Source organism: Nocardiopsis sp. M1B1, from assembly GCF_052466615.1.
In genome coordinates this window covers 1,838,477-1,863,607 of sequence record NZ_CP196194.1, presented here as the reverse complement: position 1 = coordinate 1,863,607, position 25,131 = coordinate 1,838,477, and the positions used below count along the sequence as shown (strand labels likewise).

At 72.8% G+C, this 25,131-nt stretch carries 17 protein-coding genes and 3 tRNA genes; 8 read left to right on the top strand and 12 right to left on the bottom strand.

Annotation, left to right across the window (positions count from 1 at the left end; translation table 11 throughout):
• Positions 1 to 608: 608 nt before the first annotated feature.
• Positions 609 to 682, bottom strand: a tRNA-Ile gene (locus ACSTA4_RS08060).
• Between the two features lie 267 nt (positions 683 to 949).
• Here ACSTA4_RS08060 and ACSTA4_RS08055 point away from each other — a divergent pair.
• The 3 genes from ACSTA4_RS08055 (at position 950) to ACSTA4_RS08045 (ending at position 5,398) form a co-directional block, all read left to right on the top strand.
• The gene (locus ACSTA4_RS08055) at positions 950 to 1,939 is read left to right on the top strand and encodes a malate dehydrogenase (protein WP_248774094.1); all 990 of its coding nucleotides are present in this window, start codon (positions 950 to 952) and stop codon (positions 1,937 to 1,939) included.
• A 155-nt stretch (positions 1,940 to 2,094) separates the two neighbouring features.
• Positions 2,095 to 4,587, top strand: a complete 2,493-nt coding sequence (locus tag ACSTA4_RS08050) for a DEAD/DEAH box helicase (protein ID WP_444964118.1) — start codon at positions 2,095 to 2,097, stop codon at positions 4,585 to 4,587.
• A 466-nt stretch (positions 4,588 to 5,053) separates the two neighbouring features.
• A complete protein-coding gene (locus ACSTA4_RS08045) occupies positions 5,054 to 5,398 on the top strand; it encodes a hypothetical protein (RefSeq protein ID WP_274976818.1) in 345 nt (114 codons plus the stop codon).
• A 27-nt stretch (positions 5,399 to 5,425) separates the two neighbouring features.
• Here ACSTA4_RS08045 and ACSTA4_RS08040 read toward each other — a convergent pair whose 3' ends face one another.
• On the bottom strand, positions 5,426 to 5,896 hold the full coding sequence (locus ACSTA4_RS08040) for a dCMP deaminase (protein ID WP_444963010.1): 471 nt from the start codon (positions 5,894 to 5,896) through the stop codon (positions 5,426 to 5,428).
• Positions 5,893 to 6,597 carry a RibD family protein gene (locus tag ACSTA4_RS08035; protein WP_444963009.1) on the bottom strand — a complete coding sequence of 235 codons (705 nt, stop codon included), beginning with the start codon at positions 6,595 to 6,597 and terminating at the stop codon, positions 5,893 to 5,895. The genes ACSTA4_RS08040 and ACSTA4_RS08035 overlap by 4 nt, the downstream gene beginning before the upstream one ends.
• Before the next feature lie 647 nt (positions 6,598 to 7,244).
• Here ACSTA4_RS08035 and ACSTA4_RS08030 point away from each other — a divergent pair.
• The gene (locus ACSTA4_RS08030; RefSeq protein WP_444963008.1) at positions 7,245 to 8,132 is read left to right on the top strand and encodes an SAM-dependent methyltransferase; all 888 of its coding nucleotides are present in this window, start codon (positions 7,245 to 7,247) and stop codon (positions 8,130 to 8,132) included.
• Positions 8,133 to 8,729: 597 nt separating this feature from the next.
• On the opposite strand, the gene ACSTA4_RS08025 is transcribed toward ACSTA4_RS08030, so the two are convergent.
• Both ACSTA4_RS08025 and ACSTA4_RS08020 read right to left on the bottom strand, forming a co-directional pair.
• Positions 8,730 to 8,802: transfer RNA gene (locus ACSTA4_RS08025), tRNA-Asn, on the bottom strand.
• A 166-nt stretch (positions 8,803 to 8,968) separates the two neighbouring features.
• Positions 8,969 to 9,041: transfer RNA gene (locus ACSTA4_RS08020), tRNA-Asn, on the bottom strand.
• 155 nt (positions 9,042 to 9,196) lie between these two features.
• Here ACSTA4_RS08020 and ACSTA4_RS08015 point away from each other — a divergent pair.
• The gene (locus ACSTA4_RS08015; RefSeq protein WP_444963007.1) at positions 9,197 to 9,538 is read left to right on the top strand and encodes a hypothetical protein; all 342 of its coding nucleotides are present in this window, start codon (positions 9,197 to 9,199) and stop codon (positions 9,536 to 9,538) included.
• Positions 9,538 to 10,059 carry a hypothetical protein gene (locus tag ACSTA4_RS08010; RefSeq protein WP_444963006.1) on the top strand — a complete coding sequence of 174 codons (522 nt, stop codon included), beginning with the start codon at positions 9,538 to 9,540 and terminating at the stop codon, positions 10,057 to 10,059. The genes ACSTA4_RS08015 and ACSTA4_RS08010 overlap by 1 nt, the downstream gene beginning before the upstream one ends.
• Positions 10,060 to 10,143: 84 nt before the next feature.
• Here the strand turns inward: ACSTA4_RS08010 and ACSTA4_RS08005 are convergent, their stop codons facing one another.
• From ACSTA4_RS08005 to dnaG, 5 genes are all read right to left on the bottom strand, one after another.
• Positions 10,144 to 11,031, bottom strand: a complete 888-nt coding sequence (locus ACSTA4_RS08005; RefSeq protein WP_444963005.1) for an endo alpha-1,4 polygalactosaminidase — start codon at positions 11,029 to 11,031, stop codon at positions 10,144 to 10,146.
• 301 nt (positions 11,032 to 11,332) lie between these two features.
• The gene (locus tag ACSTA4_RS08000) at positions 11,333 to 14,296 is read right to left on the bottom strand and encodes an FAD-binding and (Fe-S)-binding domain-containing protein (RefSeq protein WP_444963004.1); all 2,964 of its coding nucleotides are present in this window, start codon (positions 14,294 to 14,296) and stop codon (positions 11,333 to 11,335) included.
• A 273-nt stretch (positions 14,297 to 14,569) separates the two neighbouring features.
• Positions 14,570 to 15,889 carry a glycoside hydrolase family 18 protein gene (locus ACSTA4_RS07995; protein WP_444963003.1) on the bottom strand — a complete coding sequence of 440 codons (1,320 nt, stop codon included), beginning with the start codon at positions 15,887 to 15,889 and terminating at the stop codon, positions 14,570 to 14,572.
• A gap of 214 nt (positions 15,890 to 16,103) precedes the next feature.
• Positions 16,104 to 17,198: an RNA polymerase sigma factor RpoD gene (gene rpoD, locus ACSTA4_RS07990; protein ID WP_444964117.1), complete on the bottom strand. Its 1,095-nt coding sequence runs from the start codon at positions 17,196 to 17,198 to the stop codon at positions 16,104 to 16,106.
• A gap of 119 nt (positions 17,199 to 17,317) precedes the next feature.
• Positions 17,318 to 19,189 carry a DNA primase gene (dnaG, locus tag ACSTA4_RS07985; protein ID WP_444963002.1) on the bottom strand — a complete coding sequence of 624 codons (1,872 nt, stop codon included), beginning with the start codon at positions 19,187 to 19,189 and terminating at the stop codon, positions 17,318 to 17,320.
• 211 nt (positions 19,190 to 19,400) lie between these two features.
• Between dnaG and ACSTA4_RS07980 the strand changes: the two genes are divergently transcribed.
• Positions 19,401 to 20,573 (top strand): hypothetical protein, encoded by a 1,173-nt coding sequence (locus ACSTA4_RS07980; protein WP_444963001.1) that lies wholly within the window; start codon positions 19,401 to 19,403, stop codon positions 20,571 to 20,573.
• A gap of 33 nt (positions 20,574 to 20,606) precedes the next feature.
• Complete coding sequence (locus ACSTA4_RS07975) at positions 20,607 to 22,244, top strand: substrate-binding domain-containing protein (RefSeq protein WP_444963000.1); 1,638 nt, start codon at positions 20,607 to 20,609, stop codon at positions 22,242 to 22,244.
• A gap of 28 nt (positions 22,245 to 22,272) precedes the next feature.
• Here the strand turns inward: ACSTA4_RS07975 and mmsB are convergent, their stop codons facing one another.
• A complete protein-coding gene (gene mmsB / locus ACSTA4_RS07970) occupies positions 22,273 to 23,571 on the bottom strand; it encodes a multiple monosaccharide ABC transporter permease (RefSeq protein ID WP_444962999.1) in 1,299 nt (432 codons plus the stop codon).
• The gene (locus ACSTA4_RS07965) at positions 23,568 to 25,097 is read right to left on the bottom strand and encodes an ATP-binding cassette domain-containing protein (RefSeq protein ID WP_444964116.1); all 1,530 of its coding nucleotides are present in this window, start codon (positions 25,095 to 25,097) and stop codon (positions 23,568 to 23,570) included. The genes mmsB and ACSTA4_RS07965 overlap by 4 nt, the downstream gene beginning before the upstream one ends.
• Between the last annotated feature and the right edge of the window lie 34 nt (positions 25,098 to 25,131).

Below are 25,131 nucleotides of genomic sequence, written 5' to 3'. Positions count from 1 at the left end.
GCCGCCGCGCGCGCCGTGGTTGTTGAGACGTGGACCACCGCGCCCCTCGGAACGGCCGCCAGTGTAAACGAGCCGCCTCCGCCGGTCGCGGAGGTTCCGGGATGTACTGGACGGCGGGTCGTATGGCCTGCGACCTGCACGGAACGGGAAAACGCGCAGGAGCTTCGGATTCGGGCAGGAGTGCCGCCATATTCGCCCGATGTCAGCCCGGAAAATCGGACGTCCGTTATTCGGATACCGCAGCGAGGACTTCCCCGGAAGGAAAGAACATGCCAAAGGCCCTATAAGTAGACAAAATACAGACAAAGAAACGGACGCCGCGGCCCCGGGCCCGTGGCGCCGCCTCCCCGGCCCGCACCCGAAAGAGGGCGGGTCACGGGGGGTGCCGAGGGGCGGCGGAGCACGTGACGCGCGTGTCCGGCGCCTTCGGCCGGAACGGTCGGCCGCCGCGCCGCGGAACGGCGGCCGACCGTGCGCCGCACGAACTCGCGCGCCTATTGCGCGCCCACGGACCGCGCAGGCGGTTTCCGGGCGCAGGCCCGTGGCAAAGAAAGCGCCACTGCCCTGTATCCACAGGTCAGCGGCGCTTTTTTCGTGTTCGGAGAGGGTAGGCCGGGCAGGACTCGAACCCGCGACCCAGGGATTATGAGTCCCCTGCTCTAACCAACTGAGCTACCGGCCCGCCGTGATCGGCAAACGCCATCCTAACAGGGTGGGTCCGACGTTTCCCCGCCCTAAATCCGTTACCGGACAGGGTCTCCCGGCCATCCACCCGGGACGGCGCGAAGACACGTACCGCGCACCTGGGTCACAGCACGCGGGAGCGCGCGGTCTAGGGTGGTGAGGTGCGGCGCGCGCCTGGACGGCCCCCAGCGCCCGGTACCGAAGCCGCGTCGAACCCGTTGTGAGCATCGCGGGTCGCGAAACGTCGTCAGGGAGAGTTCACGTCATGTCCAAAGCACCCGTCAACGTCACCGTCACCGGCGCCGCCGGCCAGATCGGCTACGCGCTGCTGTTCCGGATCGCCTCCGGCCAGCTGCTCGGCGCCGACACCCCGGTGAAGCTGCGCCTGCTGGAGATCCCGCAGGCCGTCAAGGCCGCCGAGGGCACGGCGATGGAGCTGGACGACTGCGCCTTCCCGCTGCTCCAGGGCATCGACATCTTCGACGACGCCACCCAGGCCTTCCAGGGCGCCAACGTCGCCCTGCTGGTCGGCGCCCGCCCGCGCGGCAAGGGCATGGAGCGCGGCGACCTGCTGGAGGCCAACGGCGGCATCTTCAAGCCCCAGGGCGAGGCGATCAACGCCGGTGCGGCCGACGACATCCGCGTGCTGGTGGTGGGCAACCCCGCCAACACCAACGCCCTCATCGCGCAGAGCCACGCCCCGGACGTCCCGGCCGAGCGCTTCACCGCGATGACCCGCCTGGACCACAACCGCGCGCTCACCCAGCTCGCCAAGAAGCTCGACGTGTCGATCAACGACATCAAGAAGCTCACGATCTGGGGCAACCACTCCGCCACCCAGTACCCGGACGTGTTCCACGCCGAGGTCAACGGCGCCAACGCGGCCAAGGCCGTCGGCGACCAGGCCTGGCTGGAGAACGACTTCATCCCGACCGTCGCCAAGCGCGGCGCCGCGATCATCGAGGCCCGTGGCGCCTCCTCGGCGGCCTCCGCCGCCAACGCCGCCATCGACCACGTCCACGACTGGGTCAACGGCACCCCCGAGGGCGACTGGACCTCCGCGGCCATCCCCTCCGACGGCTCCTACGGCGTGCCCGAGGGCATCATCTCCTCCTTCCCCGTCGTCTCGCGCGGCGGCAGGTGGGAGATCGTGCAGGGCCTGGAGATCGACGACTTCTCCCGCGCCCGCATCGACGCCTCCGTCAAGGAGCTGGTCGAGGAGCGCGACACCGTCAAGCAGCTCGGCCTGGTCTGAGCACCGCGACGCGCACCGGGACACCGGTGACGTGACGGGCGCACCCCGGCGGGGTGCGCCCGTCGCCGTCGCGGGGCTCAGTCCCCGCGCGCGGCGGCCAGCGTCCCGAAGGGGGCCGGGAAGCAGGCAGTATAGAGACCGTGAGTCTCATCGATGTGCTTCCGGCCGAACCAGAACCCGACTCCCTCTTCGAGGCGTTCGCTTTGTGGGCCGAGGAGCGGGGCCTCACCCTCTACCCGCACCAGGAGGAGGCCCTCATCGAGGTCGTCTCCGGGTCCAACGTCATCCTCAACACCCCTACCGGCTCGGGCAAGAGCATGGTGGCGACCGGCGCGCTCTTCGCCGCGCTGGCCCGTGACGAGTGCGCGTTCTACACCGCGCCCATCAAGGCGCTGGTGTCGGAGAAGTTCTTCGACCTGTGCAAGATCTTCGGCACCGACAACGTCGGCATGATGACCGGCGACGCCAGCGTCAACGCCGACGCGCCCATCGTGTGCTGCACGGCGGAGGTCCTGGCCCAGATCGCCCTGGCCGAGGGCGCGAACGCCGACATCAACACGGTCGTCATGGACGAGTTCCACTTCTACGCCGAGCCCGACCGCGGGTGGGCGTGGCAGGTGCCGCTGCTGGAGATGCCGCAGGCGCAGTTCCTGCTGATGTCGGCCACCCTGGGCGACGTCAGCCGCTTCGAGGAGGACCTGGAGAAGCGCACCGGGCGCTCCACCGCCGTGGTGGCCTCGGCCGAGCGCCCCGTCCCCCTCTACTACGACTACCGGGTCACCCCGCTGCACGAGACGCTGGAGGAGCTGCTCGGCAGCGGCAACGCCCCCGTGTACATCGTGCACTTCACCCAGGCGCAGGCGGTCGAGCGCGCGCAGTCGCTGACCAGCATCAACATGTGCACCAAGGAGGAGAAGGCGGCGATCGCCGCGGAGATCGGCAACTTCCGCTTCACCACCAAGTTCGGCCGCAACCTGTCCCGCTACGTGCGGCACGGCATCGGCGTGCACCACGCGGGCATGCTGCCCAAGTACCGGCGCCTGGTCGAACGCCTGGCGCAGTCGGGGCTGCTCAAGGTGATCTGCGGCACCGACACCCTGGGCGTGGGCGTGAACGTGCCCATCCGCACGGTGCTGTTCACCGCGCTGAGCAAGTACGACGGGGTGCGCGTGCGCCGCCTGCGCGCCCGTGAGTTCCACCAGATCGCCGGGCGCGCGGGCCGCGCCGGGTTCGACACCGTGGGCAACGTGGTGGCCCAGGCGCCCGAGCACGTCATCGAGAACGAGAAGGCGCTGGCCAAGGTCGGCGACGACGCCAAGAAGCGGCGCAAGGTGGTGCGCAAGAAGGCTCCGGAGGGTTTCGTCTCCTGGGACGAGGCCACCTTCACCAAGCTCATCGAGTCCGACCCCGAGCCCCTGACCTCGCGGTTCAGGGTCAGCAACGCCATGCTGCTGAGCGTGATCGCCCGCCCGGGCGACTGCTTCCCGGCCATGAAGCACCTGCTCACCGAGAACCACGACGACCGCCCCAGGCAGCGCCGCCACATCAGCGAGGCCATCGCCATCTACCGGTCGCTGCTGGACGGCGGGATCGTGGAGGCGCTCCCCGAGCCCGACGCGCAGGGGCGCACCGCGCGGCTGACCGTGGACCTCCAGGCCGACTTCGCGCTCAACCAGCCGCTGTCCACGTTCGCGCTGGCCGCGCTGGACCTGCTGGACAAGGAGTCGCCCGCGTACCCGCTGGACGTGCTCAGTGTGGTGGAGTCCACCCTGGACGACCCGCGGCAGATCCTGGGCGCCCAGCTCAACAAGGCGCGCGGCGAGGCCGTCCAGCAGATGAAGATGGACGGCATCGAGTACGACGAGCGCATGGAGCGGCTGGAGGAGGTCGACTACCCCAAGCCGCTGGAGGAGCTGCTCGGCCACGCCTACGAGGTGTACCGGCGCGGCCACCCGTGGGTGGGCGACCACCCGCTCCGTCCCAAGACGGTGGCCCGGGACATGTACGAGCGGGCGATGACCTTCACCGAGTACGTGGGCTTCTACGAGCTGGCCCGCTCGGAGGGGCTCGTGCTGCGCTACCTGGCCAGCGCGTACAAGGCGCTCAACCAGACGGTGCCCGACGACGCCAAGACCGAGGAGCTGCGCGACCTCATCGAGTGGCTGGGCGAGCTGGTCCGACAGGTGGACTCCAGTCTGCTGGACGAGTGGGAGCAGCTGACCAACCCCGAGGCGGAGGTGCCGGAGGACGCGGCCGCCGCCGAGGAGAAGGTACGGCCCGTCACCACCAACGAGCGGGCGTTCCGGGTGCTGGTGCGCAACGAGATGTTCCGCCGCGTGGAGCTGGCCGCCCTGCGCCGCCACGACGAACTCGGACGGCTGGACGAGGACGGGGAGTGGGACGCCGAGGCCTGGGAGGAGGCCCTGGACGCCTACTTCGAGGAGCACGACGCGATCGGGACCGGTCCGGACGCGCGCGGCCCGGCGATGCTGCTCATCGAGAAGGAGCCGGAGCTGTGGCGGGTCCGCCAGGTCTTCGCCGACCCGGCGGGCGACCACGACTGGGGCATCAGCGCCGAGGTGGACCTGGCCGCGTCCGACGCCGAGGGGCGCGCGGTGGTGCACGTGGCGGACGTGGACCGGCTGTAGGGGCGGGCGGTAACGGTACCGGCCGCGGCAGCGGACGGTGACCGGTTGACGGGTACGACCGGTTGGCAGGCGCGACCGGTCGGCAGGTATGGCCTGCTGACTGGTGCGACCGGTCGGCAGGTATGGCCTGTTGACGGGTGCGACCAGTTGAAGGGTGTGACCGGCTACCACGGCGAACGCGGTCGGCCGCGGGCACCGCTGGGCGTGCGGGCACCGCTGGCCGCGCGGGAGCGGCCGTTTCCGGGCACGCTCATGCCGTCTGGGGGGTGGCCCCCTGTATCAAGCAGACACCCGCGGCCATGGGCGGCGCCACCCCCGGTTCCGGCCTGTGGACGACCCGGGTCGGGCCGCCTCCGGCGGGTAGAAAGGACGACACGGGGTCCGGCGCCGCCGGACCCGCTCCCCTGCCCGCCGACCCCTCCCGTTCCAGCGGTCGTGCGGACCTTCACACACAGGAGGTTCGACCATGCCCCTTCCCCTGATCGCCTGGGCCGTCGCCGCGGGAGGCGCCGCGGCCGCCGCCTACGTCGCCCGCCGGATGTCCAGGGACGAGGAGTTCGCCGGAAGGGTTCGCGAGGTAGCCGGTTCCTTCAGCAGGTCGGTGTCGGCCAGCGACGTACTCGACGGACTCCTGGAGATGGAGGAATCCGTCGCCATGCGCCACCTCGACGCCAGGGCGCCCCGGATGAGCGCCCAGGAGTGGGACGACTTCTCCGGGGCGGTGCACGCCCGCGTCACCAACCCCTACGAGGACGAGGAGACCAAGGCCCGCACGCGCCGCCTGTACTCCTACGCGGGCAACCTCAGATGAAGCGGCCGCCGTCCACCGGGCTCCCGCTCAGCCCAGCAGGTGGGCGTTGACCTCGCGCACGCCACCGGCCAGGTCGGGCCGCTCCACGACCGTCCGGCCCGCCGCGCGCAGGCGTTCGGCGCCGTCGCAGTCCACGAACACGGAGGGCTCGCGCCAGGCGAACACCACCCGCGCGACGGGCGTGGCCAGGATCAGCGCCGAGCAGGACAGCGGCCGGGAGGCACGGGAGCTGCACGGTTCCAGGGACGAGTACAGGGTGGCTCCGGCCAGCCGGGGGTCGTCGGCGTCCACCTCCCGCAGGGCCGCCTCCTCGGCGTGGTCGTGCGGGTCGTCACGGCGCGAGTAGCCCTCGCCCAGGATGGTGCCGTCGGCGGCGACCACGGCGCAGCCCACCGAGAACGCCGTGTCCGAGGGCGGACAGGAGCGGGACAGCTCGACGGTGCGGCGCAGCCACCGGGCGTCGGACTCCCCCTCGGCGGGGGGCGGACCGGCGCTCACGCCCGCTCCCCCGGGTCCAGCCGGTAGCGCAGGACCGCCACGTCGCCCAGCGCCCTGGCCTCCACCAGCCGCATCGGCGCGTCGGGGGTCTGCGGGAAGGCGCCGGGTACGACGAAGCGCGGGGCGTCCTCCTGCCCCACCAGGAAGGGGGCCACCGCCAACCGGAGTTCGTCGACCAGACCCGAGGTGAGGAAGAGGGTGTGGATGTGTCCGCCGCCCTCGACCAGCAGGCGGGCGACGCCCCGGGCGGCCAGGTCGGCCAGCACGGCCCGGGCGGTGGGCGGGTCCCCGGCGTCCACGACCTCGGCGGGCGGGTCGGCGGCGGGGCGGTCGGCCAGCGCGCGTCGGGCGGTGTCCACACCCGCGCCGCCGGTGTAGACGACGGCTCCCGCGTCCCCGGTGGAGAAGAAGCGGGCCGCGGGATCGAACTTCCCGCTGCGGGTGACCAGGACCTTGAGCAGGTGCTCGGTGCGCCCGCCCTCCCGGCGGCGTTCGCGCAGCCGCGCGGAGCGCACCAGCAGTCTGGGGTTGTCGGCGCGCAGGGTGCCAGCGCCGACGAGGATGGCGTCGCACTCCGCCCGTAGTTCGTCGACCTCGGCGAAGTCGGCCTCGTTGGACAGGCGCAGCCGCTCGGGCCCGGTGTCGTCGATGCGTCCGTCGACCGACATGGCGCAGCTGAGGATGGTGTACGGGCGGTCCATGGCCCCAGGCTAGGCCACGACGCGGGGCCGGGCGGTCCGCGCCTGGAGAGTGCCCGCGTACGGGGAGCCGTCAGTGCCCGGGGAGTGCCCGCGCCCGGGGAGTGTCCACCTCCGCGAGAGCCCCCGACCGGAAGGGTCAACGGCTGGAAGGGGCGGCGTCCGAGCGGTGTTCCGGCGTTTTCGGACCGCCGCGCCGCCGTTCACCGGTTGCGCCGCATTCCTGGGCACGGCAAGGAATTTCCGCAGGTGGCGACTACGTGAGCGGAATTTCGCTCCGATATGCGCGGGGAACGCTTTTCGCCGTTCCCGCACGGGGAAGGAGCCCGCGGCTCTGCTCCGGGGGCGGGACACAACCACCCTTACCCACACGTCTCCACCGCCACACACGCTCGCTCACGAAACCCGGGAAGCCCGTAGTCACGGGTTTGCGGGCTCCGGACCCCCATCCCGATTCCTCTCATAATGGACATTAGGTGTATAACCCCTAGCCCGCCCAGGACCGCCCTTCGTCGCACCCCGCAGTACTTCCCGGGCACCGCGAACACCGATTTTTATGACCGGAGTCTGTGACTCGGTTAACAACACCGCTCACGCGGAATACAATCCAGTGGTCGACCACTCTTCCCACCTCAGACAAGAGGACGGCGATGTCTCGATTCACCTCCCCCCTTTTCCTGAGGCAGGCGGGGGGCAAACACGTCCGCGCCCACCCACCGCCCGCCGTTGACCTGACCCGGCCCAGCGTGGCCCGTCTGCACTCCTTCCACCTCAAGGGCAAGGACCACTTCGAGGCGGACCGGGACCTGGCCGGCCGCGCGGAGCGGGCCGCGCCCGGGTTCCAGGACCTCGTACTGGGCGAGAGGGCCTTCCTCCAGCGCGCCGTCCGCCACCTGTGCGCGGACCTGGGCATCCGGCAGTTCATCCAGTTCGGCGCGGGGCTGCCCGCACCGGGCGACCCGCACGAGATCGCGCACGAGAGCGATCCCCGGGCGCGCGTCGTCTACGCCACCGACGATCCGGTGGTCCTGACCCACCACCTCGCCCTGCTCCGCGACCGGCGCACCACCACCGCGGTGCGCGCCTCGCTCACCCGTCCGGACGAGCTCCTGGACAGCTCCGAGACCCGGAGCTTCCTCGACCTGGACGAGCCCGTCGGCCTGCTGCTCACCGGTGCCGTCACGCACACCTCCGACGCCGACCACCCGGCCGAGCACATCGCCGCCCTGCGCGACGCCCTGGCTCCCGGCAGCCACATGGTCCTCAGCCACTACTGCCGTCCCGACTCCGCCGTCTTCCCCAAGGACGCGGCGCGGGCCGAGCAACTGGAGCAGGTGTTCGCCGAGCGCCTGCGCTCCGGCCGCTGGCGCTCCCGGCGGGCCATCCTCGACTTCTTCGAGGGCTGGCGCGTCGCCGAACCCGGCGTGATCGAGGTCCAGCGGTGGCGCACGCTGCCCGTGGCCCCGCCGGTACCCGGCTGCTACCAGATGCCCCAGCGCAACCGCCGCCTGCTCCTCGGCGGAGTCGCCGGAATCTGAGGCGTCACCTCCGCCCCGCGTCGCAGCCGCCCGGACCGGCAGCGGGCGAGGTCCGCCACCGCGCACACCAGGCCACTCAGCCCAGTGGCCCCGACACCGAGCGGTCCCGTGTCCCGACCACGGGAACCCTCGGAGTAATCCCGCGGTCCCGAACCGCTGGCGCGGATGGTGGATGTCCGGCGGGGCGACCCGGCCGCCCCGGTGCAGAGCCCCGGCATCGACGGATGACGCCCCAGAGCACGGGCGCGGACCCGGTGCCGCCCTCCTCGCCGATGACCGGGCGCGGCCGCCCCCGGTGGACCGGGGATCCGGCTCCCACGCGTGCCGTCACCACCGACCGACCCGTCGGCACCGGCCGACCGGAGCACGGCGCACGTCGCGTTCGCCGCGTGCGGACTTCCAGGGAAGGAACGGAAGTTTTCCGGAAAACCTGCGGCGACAAAACACCGACGCGCGAACACGCGAGACAGCCGGGGTGACTGGGATTTCGGGGACCGCGGTGCCCTGTGTGGGCACCAGTGCTTTCTGTGCGCCGGAAGGCCCGGGCACGAAAACGACAGGGCCCCTTCCCTGTCGGGAAAGGACCCTGTCCTGCTGCTCCCGCGATTGGACTCGAACCAATAACCTGCCGGTTAACAGCCGGCTGCTCTGCCGATTGAGCTACGCGGGATCGCACCCGTCCCCGAACCCCCGGGGGCTCGGCGACGTCCCCTAGCCTAGCGTGTTCCGAAGGGTGCTCGCGACGTGTTTTCGCACCTGCGCACCGGCTCCGGTCGCCCGTCCGGCCGCCGAAAGACCGAGGGCCCGCCGGATGCTTCCGACGGGCCCTCCGGGCGCTCCCGCGATTGGACTCGAACCAATAACCTGCCGGTTAACAGCCGGCTGCTCTGCCGATTGAGCTACGCGGGATGGCGTGTGCCCCACGGCCGGGCCGTGGTGACACGTCAAGCCTAGCGTCCCCGCGGAGTGCTCGTGACCGGTGTCGGCATGTGTGGCGGGGACGCGACGGGGTAACGTCGAGCACGGATCACGCCGATCGTCTCCAAAGGGTGAAGAGGTAGACCATGCGTTACCGGATCACGTTCGCCGCCGGACTCGCCATCGGTTACGTCCTGGGAGCACGGGCGGGCAGGGCCCGCTACGAGCAGCTCGCGCGCACCGCGCGCAAGGTGGCCGACAGCCCGGTCGTCCAGGAGGTCGCCGGTCTGGTCGGCGCCCAGGTCAGCAACGCGGGCCGCACCGTCTACGACAAGGCCGTGGACAAGATGCCGGTCACGTCCGTGCGCGACTTCCTCGCGCGGCCCACCGACGAGGAGGTCGAACTCGTCGAGTGGGAGAACCACAGGTCCAACGGCACCCAGCCTCCGGACGAGAACGGCTCCCCCGGCAACGGCGGGAAACGCTAGTGGCCCTGTTCTCCAGGGGCGTGCCCGCCGCGCTGCGCGCCCGGCTGGAGCGGGGCGAGCGCGTGCTGGCCCACGCGCCCGTCGCCTCTCCGGCCGGGGAGGCGGCGCCCCTCCTGGCCGCCACCACCCGGGCCCTGCACCTGCCCGACGGGCGCGCGGTGCCCTGGCAGGACATCGACCGGGCCAGTTGGAGCCCCGACGCCTTCACCTTCCTGGAGGAGGGCGCGGGCGAGCACACGGTGCGGCTGCGCTCGGACCCGGACGCCGACGGCGTGGACTACCGCCGCCTGGCCGAGACCGTCTCCGAACGGGTCACCGCGACCATCCTGGTCAACCGCTTCGTGCCCTTCCCCGACCCGGACTCCTCCACGGGCTTTCGCCTGGTGGCGCGGCGGGCGCCCGGCGGCGCCGAGGTGGCCTGGCGCATCCACCTGGGCGAGGGGGTGGACCAGCGGGATCCGCGCCTGCCCGACGCCGTCTCCCGCTCCCTGGACGCCCTCCACGACCAGATGGGCGTGTGAGCCGCGTCCGAGGGCCCCTCGCCGTCCGCCGGTGCCGGGCGGCGGGAAGGCCCCGCGCGCCCGGCACCGGGTGACCGGGACCGGTCAGCAGACGTCGTAGACGTAGTCCCCGTGGTCGGGGCCGACCAGGTCCAGGTCGCGCAGGATCATCCGGGAGGGCGCGCCCGGGGCGGCGCAGGCCTCCTCGAAGGTCATCCCCGCCTCCTCCAGCGCGTGGGGGTACTCCACCGCCAGGACGTTGTCACCGTAGACGCCGGTGTAGGCCTCGCACTCGTTCCACACCGCGCACTCCTCGGTCACGGCGAAGTCGAAGCCGACCTCGTCCCTGCCGCGCTCGGTGTCCTCGGCGGCGTTCTTCTGGCCCGCGGCCATGCCGTGTCCGTGGGTGATCTCGACCAGTTCGGCGGCCAGCGCGAGGTTGTCGTCGATCGTGAGCAGGCCCTGGGAGCGCAGGTTGGAGTCGAGGTTGTCGAACTCGACCGCGTCGAAGCCCTTGTCCGCGCAGTCGGCGATGGTCTCGCCGAGGATGGCCGCGATGTCGGAGCGCTTGTCCTCGGTGGAGGTGTCCAGGAGGCGCTCGTCGTCCCAGTCCTCGTCGATGACGGGCTCGCCCGAGGCGTCGCGCAGGATCAGGTCCGCGTGCTCCTCCAGCCACCACTCCAGGTCGCCGGGCTGGGTCTGGAAGCCGTTGACGTAGCAGACGGAGTACGTCCCCTCCGCCGGTTCGGAGGTGGAGTCGCGCACCACCGTGCCCACGCCCGAGGGCGGGGCGTAGGAGGCGCCGAGCTGGTAGTCCAGCGTGCCCTCGGGGAAGCCCTCGAAGGCGGCCGACGCGGCGGCGGTGTCGGCGGCGCCCGCGGTGGAGGAGGTGGACGAGGCGAGTTCGCCACCGCCCTGGCTCGCGCAGCCCGCGGCCAGGAGCGCCGTCAGGCCGACGGCCGCGGCGGCGCGGAGTCCGGTGGGTGTGGACATGGAGGAACCCCGTTCTGCGGCGGTGGGGTGTTCCGCCGCCTGGTGGTCGGCGGTCCCGCCGCGCGGGCGGGACGACGCCTACGGTAGGTGCTCGCGCCCGGTGCGGGGTCCGGTCCGCGGAACCCGGGGGTCACGGGCGGGGCCCGCGCCGGAACGCACGGTCACCCTAGCCACGGACGCGATCCGGCGAAAGGCTCAGCCTCCGTGCCACCGACCGGACGCGTTCCCCGGAGGGCCCGGAACTGCGGGAACCCGCCGGGGGTGTCGGCAGGGTCACACGAGCCTCAGGACACGACAGGAGTCACACACGGCCGGGTCGCCCGGACGACTCCCGCGCATCGCGTTCGGCCAGCCCCCGAGCCAGCACCTCGGCCAGGTGCAGCGCCCGGCGGCCAGCCCCCTGCTCGATCTGGGTGCGGCAGCTGTAGCCGTCGGCCAGCACCAGCGTGTCCGGGGAGGTGCCGCGTACGCGGGGCAGCAGCTCGCGTTCGCCGATGGCCGCGGACACCTCGTAGTGGCCCTCGGTGAACCCGAAGTCGCCCGCCAGCCCGCAGCAGCCCGAGTCCAGCACCTCGCCGTCGATCCCCGCGCGGGCGATCAGCTCGCGGTCGGCGTCGAAGCCGATCACCGCGTGCTGGTGGCAGTGCACCTGCGCCAGGGCCGAGGCCGCGATCCGGGGCGGCCGCCAGTCGGGCGCGTACTCGTTGAGGAAGCCCGCGAGGGTGTGCACGGCCGCGGCCACCCGCTCGCTCCGCTCCCCCGGGAGCAGTTCGACCAGGTCGTGGCGGAGCGCGGCGGTGCAGCTGGGCTCCAGGCCCACCACGGGCAGCCCCTCCTCCACCAGCGGCTCCAGCGCCCGCACCGCGCGGCGCATCACCGCGCGGGCGGTGTCCAGCTGCCCGGTGGACACCCACGTCAGGCCGCAGCACACCTGCCCCCGGGGCAGCACCACGGTGAACCCGGCGTCCTCCAGCACGCGCACGGCGGCCGCGGGCACGTTCGGGTTGAGGTGGTTTCCGAAGGTGTCCGGCCACAGCACCACCCGGGGTCCGCCGACGCGGGCCCGCCCGCGCGCGGCGCGGCGCCGGAACGCGCGGGTGAAGGTGGTGCGGGCGAACGACGGCAGGTCGCGCTGGGCGGCCACGCCCGCGACCCTCTTGGCCAGGCGCGACACCCCGGGCACCCGGGCGGCGCGGTTGGCCTCGGCCGGGGCGATCGAGGCCAGGCGCGCCCAGAGGGGCAGCCAGCCCATGGAGTAGTGGGCGGCCGGTCGGACCCTGCCCCGGTAGTGCTGGTGCAGGAACTCGGCCTTGTAGGAGGCCATGTCCACGTTGACCGGGCAGTCGCTCAGGCAGCCCTTGCAGGACAGGCACAGGTCCAGGCTCTCGCGCACCTCCTCCGAGCGCCAGCCGTCGGTGATGACGTCGCCGCTGGCCATCTCGAACAGCAGGTGGGCGCGGCCTCGGGTGGAGTGCTTCTCCTCCTGGGTGACCTGGTAGCTGGGGCACATGACGCCCGGCCCCTCCTGGCGGCGGCACTTGCCCACCCCGGAGCAGCGGCGCAGCGCCTTGGCGAGGTCGCCGTCGTCCTCGCGGTAGGCCAGTTCGGCCCGCGAGAGCAGCGGCAGCACCGGGCCGGAGCCGGAGGGGCCGGGGACGGCGGCCACCCGGACGTCGGAGTCCAGCGGCAGCGGATCGACGATGACGCCGGGGTTCATGAGGCCCGCGGGGTCCCAGATCCGCTTGAACTCGCCGAAGGCGCGGATGAGGGAGGCCGGGTACATGCGGGCCAGGAGCTCCGAGCGCGCCTGGCCGTCGCCGTGCTCGCCCGACAGGGAGCCGCCGTGCCGGACCACGGTGTCGGCGGCCTCCTCCATGAACTCCCGGTACTCGCGCCACCCCCGCTCGGTAGTGAGCTCGAAGTCGATGCGCACGTGCAGGCAGCCGTCGCCGAAGTGGCCGTAGACCACGCCGAAGCGGCCGTGGCGCTCCATGAGCGCCTCGAAGTCGCGCAGGTAGTCGCCCAGGTTCTCGGGCGGCACCGCGGCGTCCTCCCAGCCCGACCAGGCCTCGGCCCCCGAGGGCGTGCGCTGGGTGAGCCCGGCGCCCTCCTCCCGGATGCGCCAGAGCGCCTTCTGGTGGGCGGGGTCGGAGACGACGAGGGCGTCGCGGGGGCGGGAGGCGCCCGCCAGGGCGGCCAGCATGCCCTCCGCGGCGTCGGCGGCGTCCGCGGGGTCCTTCCCGGCGACCTCCACCAGGAGCCAGGCCCCGCCCTCGGGCAGCGGTACGCGCGAGCCGGAGCCGAACCGGTCCAGGGAGGCGACCATGCGGTGGTTGATGCCCTCGACGGTGAGCGGGCCGTGGCCGAGCAGGTCGGGGACGGCGTCGGCGGCCGCAGGGGCGTCCGGGTAGCCGAGGACGGCTAGGGCGCGGGCGGGCGGCGACTCGACCAGGCGCACGGTGGCGCCGAGGACGAACACGCAGGTGCCCTCGGTGCCCACGAGGGCGGCGGCGACGTCGCGGCCCTTCTCCGGCAGCAGGCGGTCCAGGGAGTAGCCGGACACGCGGCGGCGGAAGTCGGGCATCGCGGTGCGCAGCTCGGCGCGGTGGGCGTCCACGAGGCGGGCGAGGGCGGCGTGGATCCGGCCCTCGCGTCCGGGGCGCGCGGCCAGGGCGCGGTGCTCCTCCTCGCCGCCGCTGGAGCCGACCGTGAGCCGGGTCCCGTCGCTGAGCAGCACGTCGAGGGAGACGATGTTGTCGGCGGTGGTGCCCCAGGCGACCGAGTGGGAGCCGCAGGCGTTGTTGCCGACCATGCCGCCCACGGTGCAGCGGCTGTGGGTGGAGGGGTCGGGGGCGAAGGTGAGCCCGTGCTCGGCGGCGGCGCGGCGCAGGTCGTCGAGGATGACGCCGGGCTGCACGGTGGCGGTGCGCGCCACGGGGTCGATGCGCTCGATGGCGCGCAGGTGGCGGGAGGTGTCGATGACGACGCCGGTGCCGATGGCGTTGCCCGCGATGGAGGTGCCGCCGCCCCGGGGCACGATCGCCGCACCGTGCTCGGCGCAGGTGCGGACCGCCGCGACGCAGTCCTCGACGGTCTCGGGGACCACCACGGCCAGCGGGACCCGGCGGTAGTTGGAGGCGTCGGAGGTGTAGAGGGCGCGGGTGCCCGCGTCGAAGGCGACCGTGCCCCGGACGCGGCTCTCCAGGTCGCGGCGCAGGGCGGCGACGTCGGTTCGGGCTGTGGTGCTGCTGTGCGGGTCGGCCATGGTGCCAGCGTGGCGGCTGCGGCCGCGGCGCCGCAAGCGTGCCGCGCTGCCCGTCCGCACCGCCCCGCCGCGCCGTCCGGAACCGGGGGCGCGGGGCCGGAGGCGCGGGGCCGGAGCCCTGAGTCGAAGGCGCGGGGCTGGGAGCCCGGAGCGCGAAGCCGGGGCCGGTGTCCGGAAGTGCGGGGCCGGGAACTTGGTCGGGAACCCGGTCGGGGAGTCAAGACGGTGTCCGGGTTCCTCCGGAGCCGGTGCCCGCGCCGTACGCCCCGGGGATCAGCCCCCGAGGGACTCGTCCATGGCCCGCACCAGCTCGCCGCGGGGGTCCATGTCCAGGTTCCACACCATGAGCCCGCCCAGCCCCTGTTCGAGCACGTACTCGCCCTTGAGGCGGATCACCTCGGGGTTGTCGTAGGCCCACCACTCGTCGCCGTCCAGGACCCAGGAGGCGCCCGCCTCCTCGTCCAGGGCGCGGGGGCCCTCGATCTCCTGGAGTTCGGAGAAGGCCATGGTCGGGCCGTCGTAGCGGTCCTCCGCGGGCCCCGCGACCGGCTGCCCCGGCCCGGGCTCGGCGGGGTCCTCCAGCCGCCAGCCGCGGCCGAAGGCCGGAACGCCCATCACGAGCCGGTCCGGCGGCGCGCCCAGGTCCACGTAGCGCCGCACGGCACGGTCGACGCTGTTGGCGTCGGCGTCGGAGGTGTACAGGTTGGAGTGGTAGGCGGTCCGCTCGCTCCACGGGCCGGCGAAGTCGTAGCCCTGCACGGTGGCGAAGTCCAGGTACTCGAAGACCCGCGCGTCGTAGGCCTCGCTGGCCGCGGCCCCGCCGGGCAGCGACGCGGACAGGACGTACTCCTCGCCGGTCTCCCGGGACAGCTCGTCCATCTGGCGGCGGAACTCGGCCGCCAGGAGGGTGAAGTTGGCCGCGTCGTCGGGGTGCTCCGCGTTGTCCGCGTGGCCCGCTCCCCCGGGCCACTCCCAGTCCAGGTCGATGCCGTCGAAGATCCCGGCGGCCGCCCCGTCGCCGCCCTGCGGCTCGCCCTCGAACACCGGCAGGTCGCCGCGCAGCCACAGGTCCAGGCAGGAGGCCACGAAGGCCTCCCGGGACTCGGGGGTGCGGGCCGCGGTGGAGAAGTGCGTGGACCAGTTCCAGCCGCCCAGGGACAGGCTGGCCCGCAGACGGGGGTGCCTCTCCTGGAGCTGGCGCAGCTGGTTGAGACTGCCCGCGAGCCCCTGCTCGTACTCGTCGGCCCGCCCGCTGACGCTCTCGTCGGCGTCGTAGCGCCGCTGGTACAGCTCCCAGGGCTGGTCGTGGGTGCCCGGGATGTGGCACAGACCCCCGGAGCTGATGTCGCCGAACGCCCACATCAGGCGGGTCAGGTGCTCGGGGGCCCCGCTGTCCTCGAGCTCCTTGACGGTGTAGCCGCGGTTGGCCACGTTCCAGTCGGCGAAGTACCCGATGCGCTCGGGGTTCCTTCCGGTCGCGGCCACGAAGACCCCCGTGATCAGCACTGCGGCGGCCACGACCGCGCCCAGGACGAGCAGGGGTCGGCGCCGCGGGGGCGGCGCGCCGTCCGGCGGGGCTGGCGTGGTTCTCACACCTACGACGGTAGACGCCGAGCGCGTCGGATGCGGTGGGTCGACACCGGTTCGGCCACATCAGGCCGACCGTCCGCCGGACGGGAACCCCGGGGGCGGCCCACGCGTTGGTGGTGGCCGCCGGCCGTCCGGACTCGGTCGGGCGCTGACGAGCGCCCCGTGCCGCCGTTCAGCCCGTGCGGGCTCAGCAGGTGCGGGCTCAGCCGATGCGCACTCAGTCGGTGCGGATGAAGTCGCGCAGGCTCCCGGCCCGCGAGGGGTGGCGGAGCTTGGCCAGGGTCTTGGCCTCGATCTGGCGGATGCGCTCGCGGGTCACCCCGAACTCGCGCCCCACCTCCTCCAGCGTGTGCGGGTGGCCGTCGGCCATCCCGAAGCGCAGCCGGATGATGCGCCGCTCGCGGTCGGACAGGCCGCCGAGGATGGCCCCCAGCTGTTCCTGGAGGACGGTGAAGGCCGCCGCCTCGACGGGGGCGACCGCGTCGGAGTCCTCGATGAAGTCACCGAAGTCGGACTCCTCCTCGCCGATGGGCGACTGGAGCGAGACGGGCTCCCGGGCGATGCGCTGGATCTCCACGACGCGCTGGCCGACGAACCCGGCGGCCGAGGAGATCTCCTCGACGCTGGGTTCGCGGCCGAGCTGCTGGTGCAGCTGGTGCTGGACCCGGACGACCTTGTTGATCGTCTCGACCATGTGCACGGGGATGCGGATCGTGCGCGCCTGGTCGGCGATCGCCCGCGTGATGGCCTGGCGGATCCACCACGTCGCGTAGGTGGAGAACTTGAAGCCCTTGCCGTAGTCGAACTTCTCCACGGCGCGGATCAGGCCGAGGTTGCCCTCCTGGACGAGGTCGAGCAGGAGCAGGCCCCGGCCCATGTACCTCTTGGCGATGGACACCACCAGGCGCAGGTTGGCCTCGATCAGGCTCCTCTTGGCCCGCAGCCCCTCCTCGACCAGGCAGGCCAGCTCCTCGGCGGTGCGCACGCCCTCCGCGGGCGCGCAGTGCTGCGCGTAGAGGCCGACCTCGATCGCCTTGGCCAGTTCGACCTCCTGCTCGGCGCTCAGCAGCGGTACCCGGCCGATCTCGCGCAGGTAGAGGCGGACCAGGTCCGACCCGGAGCGCCTGCCGCCGTCGACGACGGGACCGGGGTCCTCCGAACCGGTGTCGCCGGCGCCGGAGACCTCCACGCCGATCCGGGCGAGGTGGGCGACCGCCTGGTCCAGGTAGTCCGGGGGCGCGTCCAGCCGGTCCAGGGCCGAGGCCACCTCTTCACGGCTGATGGGCCCCGTGTCGGGGAGCAGCCGGACCACCTGTCGAATGGACGGCGTTTCGTTGGTCACAACTGTTGGAGCCACCCGCCCATTGTGCCCTTTCGGGCACCCGGGAAGGGAGAACTACTATTGTCACCCCGGTGCTACATACCGCCCCGTCACATCTCCTGGAGAGCGCGTTTTTGCTGTTGGAGCGCCATGAGTTCGGTCAGTAGCCGCTGTTGCTCCTCCACCTGCGGAGTTCCCTCCAGGCGGGACAGTTCCGATCTCAGGTTTGACTCGCGCCGGTTGATGGAATGAGTCTTGATTGTGCCCAGTATTTGCCGGGCGTAATGCTCGTCGAGTTCTCCGTAGAACTCCAGCTGTTCCACCACCAAACGGGTGAGGAAATCACGCTGTGTGTCATTGGGGGCGGCCTCCCGCAGGCCGTTCACCCACGCGGCGGGGTCGTGCGCGGCGGCCACCCCGCCCGCGGCGGTGATGAGCCCCAGCACCGCGCGGTGCTGGGGGACGGTGAAGTCCTCCTCGGTGAACGCGTCGAAGCCCACGGCCAGCGAGGGGAACTGCAGGGCGATCTTGAGCGCCTGGCGCTCGCGCTGCACGGAGGGGTCGCCCAGGTTGTAGGGCGCCTCCTGCGCGTCCGGGGTGGGCACGGGCCGCGCGGGGGCCGTCCGCGGCCCGGGACCGCGGCTCCGGGCGCCACGCATGTGCTGGTTGACCCGGCGCAGCACGAAGGCCTCGTCCAGGATGCCGATCCAGCGGTCCAGGTTCCTGCCGTAGTCGCGGCGCACGCCCTCGTCGCGGATGCTGGCGACCACCGGGGCCGCGGCGTCCAGGGCGGCCATCCTCCCCTCGGGGGTGGACAGGTCGTAGCTCTCCATGACGTTGCGGATCATGAACTCGTACAGCGGGGCGGCGTCCTTGACGAGGTCGACCACGGCCTGCGGTCCGTGCTGGAGTCGCAGGTCGCAGGGGTCGAGCCCGTCGGGCTGCACGGCGACGAAGGTCTCGGAAGCGAACCCGTGCTCCTCGGCGAAGGCGCGCACGGCCGCCTTCTGGCCCGCCTTGTCGCCGTCGAAGGTGAACACGACCCTGCCGCTCTGGTTGGTGCGGCCCAGCAGCATGCGGCGCAGGATCTTGACGTGGTCCTCGCCGAAGGAGGTGCCGCAGGTGGCCACGGCGGTGTCCTCCCCGGCCAGGTGGCAGGCCATGACGTCGGTGTAGCCCTCGACGATGACCGCCTTGCCCTCCCGGGCGATGTTGCGCTTGGCCAGGTCGAGCCCGTACAGCAGCCGCCCCTTGTGGAAGACGGGGCTCTCGGGGGAGTTGAGGTACTTGGGCCCGTCCTCCTCGGGGTCGAGCTTGCGGGCGCCGAACCCGACCACCTCGCCGGTGACCTCGCGGATGGGCCACAGCAGCCGGTTGCGGAAGCGGTCGTAGGCGCCGCGCCGCCCCTGGCTGGCCAGGCCGCCCTCGACCAGCTCGGCGTCGGTGAAGCCCTTGCGGCGCAGGTGCGCGGTGAGGTTCTCCCATCCGGCGGGGGCGTAGCCAAGGCCGAAGTGCTCGGCGTGCGCGCGGTTGAACCCGCGCTCGTCCAGGAAGCGCCGGGCGGTGACCGCGCCCGGGGAGAGGAGCTGTTCGGCGTAGAACTCGGCGGCGGCGCGGTGGGCGTCGAGCATGCGCTGGCGCTTGCCCGTGTCGTGCCTGGCGGCGCTGCGCCCGCCCTCCTCGTAGCGCAGGGTGATGCCCGCTTGGCGGGCGAGCGTCTCGACGGCCTCGGTGAAGCTGAGGCTGTCGATCCTCTGGAGGAAGGAGATGGTGTCCCCGCCCTCCCCGCAGCCGAAGCAGTAGAACAGGTTCTTGGAGGGGGTGACGTTGAAGGAGGGGGACTTCTCGTCGTGGAAGGGGCACAGGCCCTTGAGCGACCCGCCCCCGGCGTTGCGGAGCTGGAGGTACTCGCCGATCACGTCGGCGATGGGCGCGCGCTCGCGTACGAGGGCGATGTCTTCGTCTCTGATCCGGCCTGCCACGGTCTCCAGGGTAGTTCGCCCCGCCGACGCCGCGACCGCCGTCCGCAGTCCGTTCCTCGGGCCCGCCCGTTCCCGCGGCCTCCTCCGCCCCCGGCGCCGGGGTTTCCCGCCGCGCCACCGGGCGGCCACCTTCCGGTCGGTTCCGCGCCCGCGGGCTCTGGGACCATCGGGCTCCCCCCGATGACCGGTTCCCCGAGGAGGCTCGGCACAGGTGCGCGGACTCCCCCACACGTCCGGCCGCGGCGCTTTCTGGTTCGTCGTGGTCGCCTCGGTCCTCGCGGTGGCCCTGGCCGTGGCGCTCGGCTTCGTCGTGGTCAACCGCCTGACCGGCGGCGGCACGGTCCTCGTGGAGGGCGTGGTCGGCTCGGAGAAGGTGGAGCTGTTCGAGGACGAGCTGGTCGTGGAGCGCTTCGCCGAACTCGGGTACGAGGTGCGGGTGCGCCCCCGGGGCTCGCGCCTGATGGCCGAGGACGCCGAGGGCGCCGACTTCGTCTCACCCGGATCGGGCCCGGCCTCCGAGCACGTGCGCGAGCGGCACGGGATCTCCGCCGAGTACCGGCCCTTCAGCACCCCGATGGTGCTGCTGAGCTACCAGCCGATGGTGGACGCCCTGGAGGGCGCCGGGGTCGCCGAACAGGCCGGGGACGGCACGTGGTCGCTGGACCTGGCCGCCTACCTGGAGCTGACCGAGGAGCGCACCCGCTGGCGGGACCTGCCCGGGGACGCGGTCAGCGCCAGCAACCGCAACGAGGTGCTGGTGCGCACGACCGACCCGCGCACCTCCAACTCGGCGGCGATGCACGTGGCGGCCCTGTCCTACCTGCTCAACGGTGAGGAGGTGGTGGCGCCGGGCGGGGTGGACGAGGAGCTCACCCGGACGCTGTCGCGCCTGTTCCTGGCCCAGGGCCAGCCGCCGGAGTCCTCCCAGCAGCCCTTCGACCAGTACCGCGACCTGGGGTCGGGGCACACGCCGCTGCTGTGGGCCTACGAGGCGCAGTACGTGGACGCGATGGTCAACGGGCCCGCGCTCGCCGACGACGCGGTGGTGCTCTACCCCGGACCGACCGTGTACGCCGTGCACACCGTCGTGCCGTTCACGGAGGCGGGCGACGCGGTCGGCCGCCTGCTCACCGAGGACCCGCGGCTCCAGGAGCTGGCCGCCGCGCACGGATTCCGCACCGAGGGCGGCACCCAGTTCGAGGACCTGGTGGCCGAGCACGGGCTGCCGGTGCGCACCCGGGTGGCGGACGTGGTGAACACGCCCACCTACGAGGTCCTGGAGACGCTGCTGACGGGGATCGAGGACTCCTACAGCAGCAACGGGATGCGCCCGCCCGCCCCCGACGCGTCGGTGCGCGACGGCGGCGCCGGGAGCGGAGGCTAGAGCATGGGGCGCGGACACGGAGGCGGGACGGCGATGGCGGCTGGAACGGGGACCGGGAGGGGCCGCGGTGTCCGCGGCGCGTGCGCGGCGGTGCTCGCGGCGGCCCTGGCGGCGGCGGGCTGCTCCGCCCCGGAGGCCGCCCCGGACGTGACGCTGCGGATCCTGGCCGGGAGCGAGATCGCCGACCTGGAGCCGCTGCTGGAGGAGGCCGGGGAGCGCACCGGGGTGACCGTGGAGCTGGAGTACACCGGCACGCTGGACGGCATGGCCCGGATCGCCGCGGGCGACCGGCGGGGCGAGGGCGGGGAGTACGACGCGGTGTGGTTCGCCTCCAACCGCTACCTCAACCTGGACGGCGACGGCCGGTCCGCGGTGCACGAGGAGACGCCGGTCATGGTCTCCCCGGTGGTGCTGGGCGTGGCCGCCGACCGCGCGCGGGAGCTGGGCTGGGACGGGGGCGCGGAGGTGACCTGGTCGGACGTGCACCGGGCGGTCGTGGAAGAAGGGTTGAATTACGGGATGACCAACCCGGGCGCCTCCAACTCGGGCTTCTCCGCGCTGATCGGGGTGGCCTCGGCGCTAGCCGACACGGGCGCGGCGCTGCGGTCGGAGGACGTGGAGCGGGTGGGGCCGGAGCTGGCGGAGTTCTTCGCGGGCCAGGAGGTGACGGCTGGGTCCTCGGGGTGGCTCACGGACGCGTTCGTGCGGCGCGCGGAGAGCGGCGGGCCGGTGGACGGCCTGGTCAACTACGAGTCGGTGATCCTGTCGCTGAACGCCTCCGGCGCGCTGGAGGAGCCCCTGACGGTCGTGTACCCGGCCGACGGCGTGGTGACGGCCGACTACCCGCTGACGCTGCTGTCGGACCCCTCCGAGCAGGCGCTGGACGGGTACGAGCGGCTGGTGGAGGACCTGACGTCGGAGGGGACCCAACAGCAGATCGCCGACCGGACCCGGCGGCGCCCGGTCACGGCCGGGGCCGAGCTGTCCCCGCCGGTGCCCTCGCTGGTGGAGCTGCCGTTCCCGGCGAGCCGGGAGGTCGTGGACGGGCTGGTCGCGGACTACGCGGCCTCGCTGCGCCGTCCGGCGCGCACCGTGTACGTGCTGGACGTGTCGGGGTCGATGGAGGGCGACCGGCTCGCCGAGCTCCAGTCGGCCCTGGGCGCGCTGACCGGCGCGGACGGCGGTTCGCTGGCCCGGAGCACGCAGGCCTTCCAGGAGCGGGAGGTGGTGACGCTGCTGCCGTTCTCCACGTGGCCCGCCGACCCGCGGACCTTCGTGGTGGAGACGGGTTCGGTGGACGAGGCCGGCGCGGACCTGTCCGAGGCGGTGGAGGAGCTGGAGGCCGAGGGCGACACTGCCGCCTACGACGCCCTGGTGCGGGCGTACGAGCTGTTGGAGGGCGACACGGGCTCGGACGGCGCTGAACCCCTGATGTCGGTGGTGCTGATGACCGACGGCGAGGTGAACCGGGGCGTGGGGCTGGAGGGCTTCCGGGAGTCGCTGGCGGCGCGGTCGGAGTCGGTGGCGCGGGTACCGGTGTTCACGGTGCTGTTCGGCGAGTCGGACGTGCCGGAGATGACCGAGCTCGCGGAGCTGACGGGCGGCCGGGTGTTCGACGCCCGCGAGCAGGAGCTGGAGCAGGTCTTCCGGGAGATCCGGGGCTACCAGTGAAGCCCCGGACCCCCCGGAGACGGCCTCCTCAGGAGGAGGCCCGGGCCCGGTCCGCCGTGGGCGGCGGCCCCTGGGCCCCGTCACCGCCCCTGCCCGCACCGGAGGAGGGCGAGGGGACGGAGACGGTGACGGGCCCGGCGCTGACGCGGCGCTTGTTGTAGATGTCGAAGGCGACCGCCAGGAGCAGCACCAGCCCCTTGATGAGCTGCTGCCAGTCCACGCCCAGGCCGATCAGGGACATGCCGTTGTTGAGCACGCCCATGACCAGGGCGCCGATGACGGCTCCGACGACGGTGCCCACGCCCCCGGAGGCGGAGGCGCCGCCGATGAAGGCCGCGGCGATGGCGTCGAGTTCGAACATGGTCCCGGCGCCGGTCGTGGCGGCGTTGAGCCGGGCGGTGAAGACGAGCCCGGCCAGCGCCGAGAGCACGCCCATGTTGACGAACACCCAGAACGTGGTGCGCTGGGTGCGGATGCCCGACAGCGCGGCGGCCTGCTCGCTGCCGCCGACGGCGTAGACCCTCCTGCCCATGGTCGTGGAGCGCATGACGAACGAGTACCCCGCGATGAGCGCGACGAGCAGCACGCCCACGACGGGCAGCCCGTTGTAGTCGGCGAGCACGTAGGTGAACGCCAGGATGGCCGCGACGATCACGGCCGAGGAGGCGGCGGTGACCGGCGCGGGCTGGACCGGGAGCCCGTACCCGATCGAGCGGGACCGCGAGCGCCACTGGATCCACACCAGGGCGGCGGCCCCCGCCGCGCCCAGCAGCAGGGTGGGCATGTGGAGGCCGTCCCCGGCCTGCCAGGGCAGGAACCCGCTGGCGATGTCGCGCAGGGAGGGCGGCAGCGGCGCCACGGACTCCCCTCCCAGGACGGCCAGGGTCGCGCCGCGGAAGACGAGCATCCCGGCGAGGGTGACGATGAACGCCGGGACCCGCACGTAGGCCACCCAGAAGCCCTGCCAGGCGCCGATGAGCGCGCCGAGCAGCAGGGCGACGGGCACGACCACGACCGTGGGCAGCCCCCAGGAGGTGAGCATGATGGCCGACACCGCGCCGGTGAAGGCCACCACCGAGCCGACCGAGAGGTCGATGTGGCCGGTGACGATGACCAGCATCATCCCGATCGCCAGGATCAGGATGTAGGAGTTCTGCATGATCAGGTTGGTGACGTTGAGCGGGGTGAGGAGCAGGCCCCCGGTGAGGATCTGGAACAGCACGATGATGGCCACCAGGGCGGCGGCCATGCCGTACTGGCGGGAGTTGCCGCGGGTCAGCGCGCCGCCGAGCCGGGAGAGTCGGGAGGTTGCGGTGGGCTCTTTCACGGGTGTCCCCCGGTTCGCGTCATCAGTCTCATGAGGGTTTCCTGGTCGGCCCCCTCACCGGGGACCTCTCCGGTGATGCGTCCCTCGCACATCGTGTAGATCCGGTCGCACATGCCGAGGATCTCGGGGAGTTCGGAGGAGATCAGCAGCACGCAGGCGCCCTCCGCGGCGAGGCGGCGGATGATGAGGTAGATCTCGTACTTGGCGCCGACGTCGATGCCGCGGGTGGGCTCGTCGAGGATCAGCAGTTCGGGCCGGGTGAACATCCACTTGCCCAGGACGACCTTCTGCTGGTTGCCGCCGCTGAGGGTGCGCACGGTCTGGGTGGTGCCCCGGCTCCTGACCCGCATGCTCTCGCTCATCCTGGCGGCCTCCACCGCCTCCAGGCCGGGGTCGAGGACGCCGCGCGCGGACACGCGGTCCAGGGCCGCCAGCGTGGTGTTGTGGCGGATGTCGTCGTCCAGGATCAGGCCGAGGGTCTTGCGGTCCTCGGGCACGTAGGCGAGGCCGCCGCGGACGGCGTCGGCGACGCTGGCGGTCGCGAGTTCGGCGCCGTCCTTGAGCAGGGTGCCGCGGACGCGGCGCCCGTAGGAGCGGCCGAACAGGTTCATCGCGAACTCGGTGCGCCCGGCGCCCATGAGTCCGGCCATGCCCACGACCTCCCCGGCGCGCAGGGTCAGGCCGACCCCGTCCACCACGCGCCGCCCGGCCTGGGTGGGGTGGTCCACCGTCCAGTCGCGGACCTCGAAGCGCACCCGGCCGACCTCGCCGGTGCGCGGCGGGTGGCGCTGGTCCAGCGCGCGGCCGACCATCCCGCGGATGATGCGGTCCTCGTCGACGGAGGGGTTGCCGTCGGCGTCGCGCTCCACGGCGAGGGTCTCGATGGCGCGGCCGTCGCGCAGGATGGTGACCTCGTCGCACACGCGCACCACCTCGCCGAGCTTGTGCGAGATGAGGATGCACGTGACGCCCTGGTCGCGCAGGTCCAGGAGGAGTTCGAGCAGCCGGGTGCTCTCCGCCTCGTTCAGCGCGGAGGTGGGCTCGTCCAGGATGAGCAGCCGCACCCGTTTGGCCAGGGCCTTGGCGATCTCCACGAGCTGTCTGGCGCCCACGCTCAGCGCCGAGACGGGCGTGGCCGGGTTCTCGTCCAGGCCGACCCGGCGCAGGAGTTCGCGGGCCCGGGCGTGGGTGGCGCCCCAGTCCAGGACGCCGTAGCGGGCCTGCTCGTGGCCGAGGAAGACGTTCTCGCTGATGGACAGCTGCGGGATGAGGGCGAGTTCCTGGTGGATGATGGCGATGCCCGCGCGCTCGCTGTCGGCCACGCCGGAGAAGGCGCAGGGCTGCCCGTCCATGAGGATCTCGCCGCTGTGGGAGCCCGTGGGGTGGACCCCGCTGAGCACCTTCATCAGCGTCGACTTGCCCGCGCCGTTCTCCCCCATCAGGGCGTGGACGCGGCCGTGGCCGACGGTCAGCGACACCCCGTCCAGGGCCCGCACCCCGGGGAAGTCCTTGCGGATGTCGCGCATCGTCAGGAGCGGCCCGCCGGGGGCGGGCCGCCTC

Bases quoted from the DNA above. Each gene is read 5' to 3' on its own strand.
- ACSTA4_RS08030 (WP_444963008.1), top strand. From the start codon at position 7,245: ATGTCTCGATTCACCTCCCCCCTTTTCCTGAGGCAGGCGGGGGGCAAA.
- ACSTA4_RS07965 (WP_444964116.1), bottom strand. From the start codon at position 25,097: ATGCGCGACATCCGCAAGGACTTCCCCGGGGTGCGGGCCCTGGACGGG.
- ACSTA4_RS07975 (WP_444963000.1), top strand. From the start codon at position 20,607: ATGGCGGCTGGAACGGGGACCGGGAGGGGCCGCGGTGTCCGCGGCGCG.
- ACSTA4_RS08045 (WP_274976818.1), top strand. From the start codon at position 5,054: ATGCCCCTTCCCCTGATCGCCTGGGCCGTCGCCGCGGGAGGCGCCGCG.
- ACSTA4_RS08000 (WP_444963004.1), bottom strand. From the start codon at position 14,296: ATGGCCGACCCGCACAGCAGCACCACAGCCCGAACCGACGTCGCCGCC.
- ACSTA4_RS08005 (WP_444963005.1), bottom strand. From the start codon at position 11,031: ATGTCCACACCCACCGGACTCCGCGCCGCCGCGGCCGTCGGCCTGACG.
- ACSTA4_RS08055 (WP_248774094.1), top strand. From the start codon at position 950: ATGTCCAAAGCACCCGTCAACGTCACCGTCACCGGCGCCGCCGGCCAG.
- ACSTA4_RS08035 (WP_444963009.1), bottom strand. From the start codon at position 6,597: ATGGACCGCCCGTACACCATCCTCAGCTGCGCCATGTCGGTCGACGGA.
- ACSTA4_RS08015 (WP_444963007.1), top strand. From the start codon at position 9,197: ATGCGTTACCGGATCACGTTCGCCGCCGGACTCGCCATCGGTTACGTC.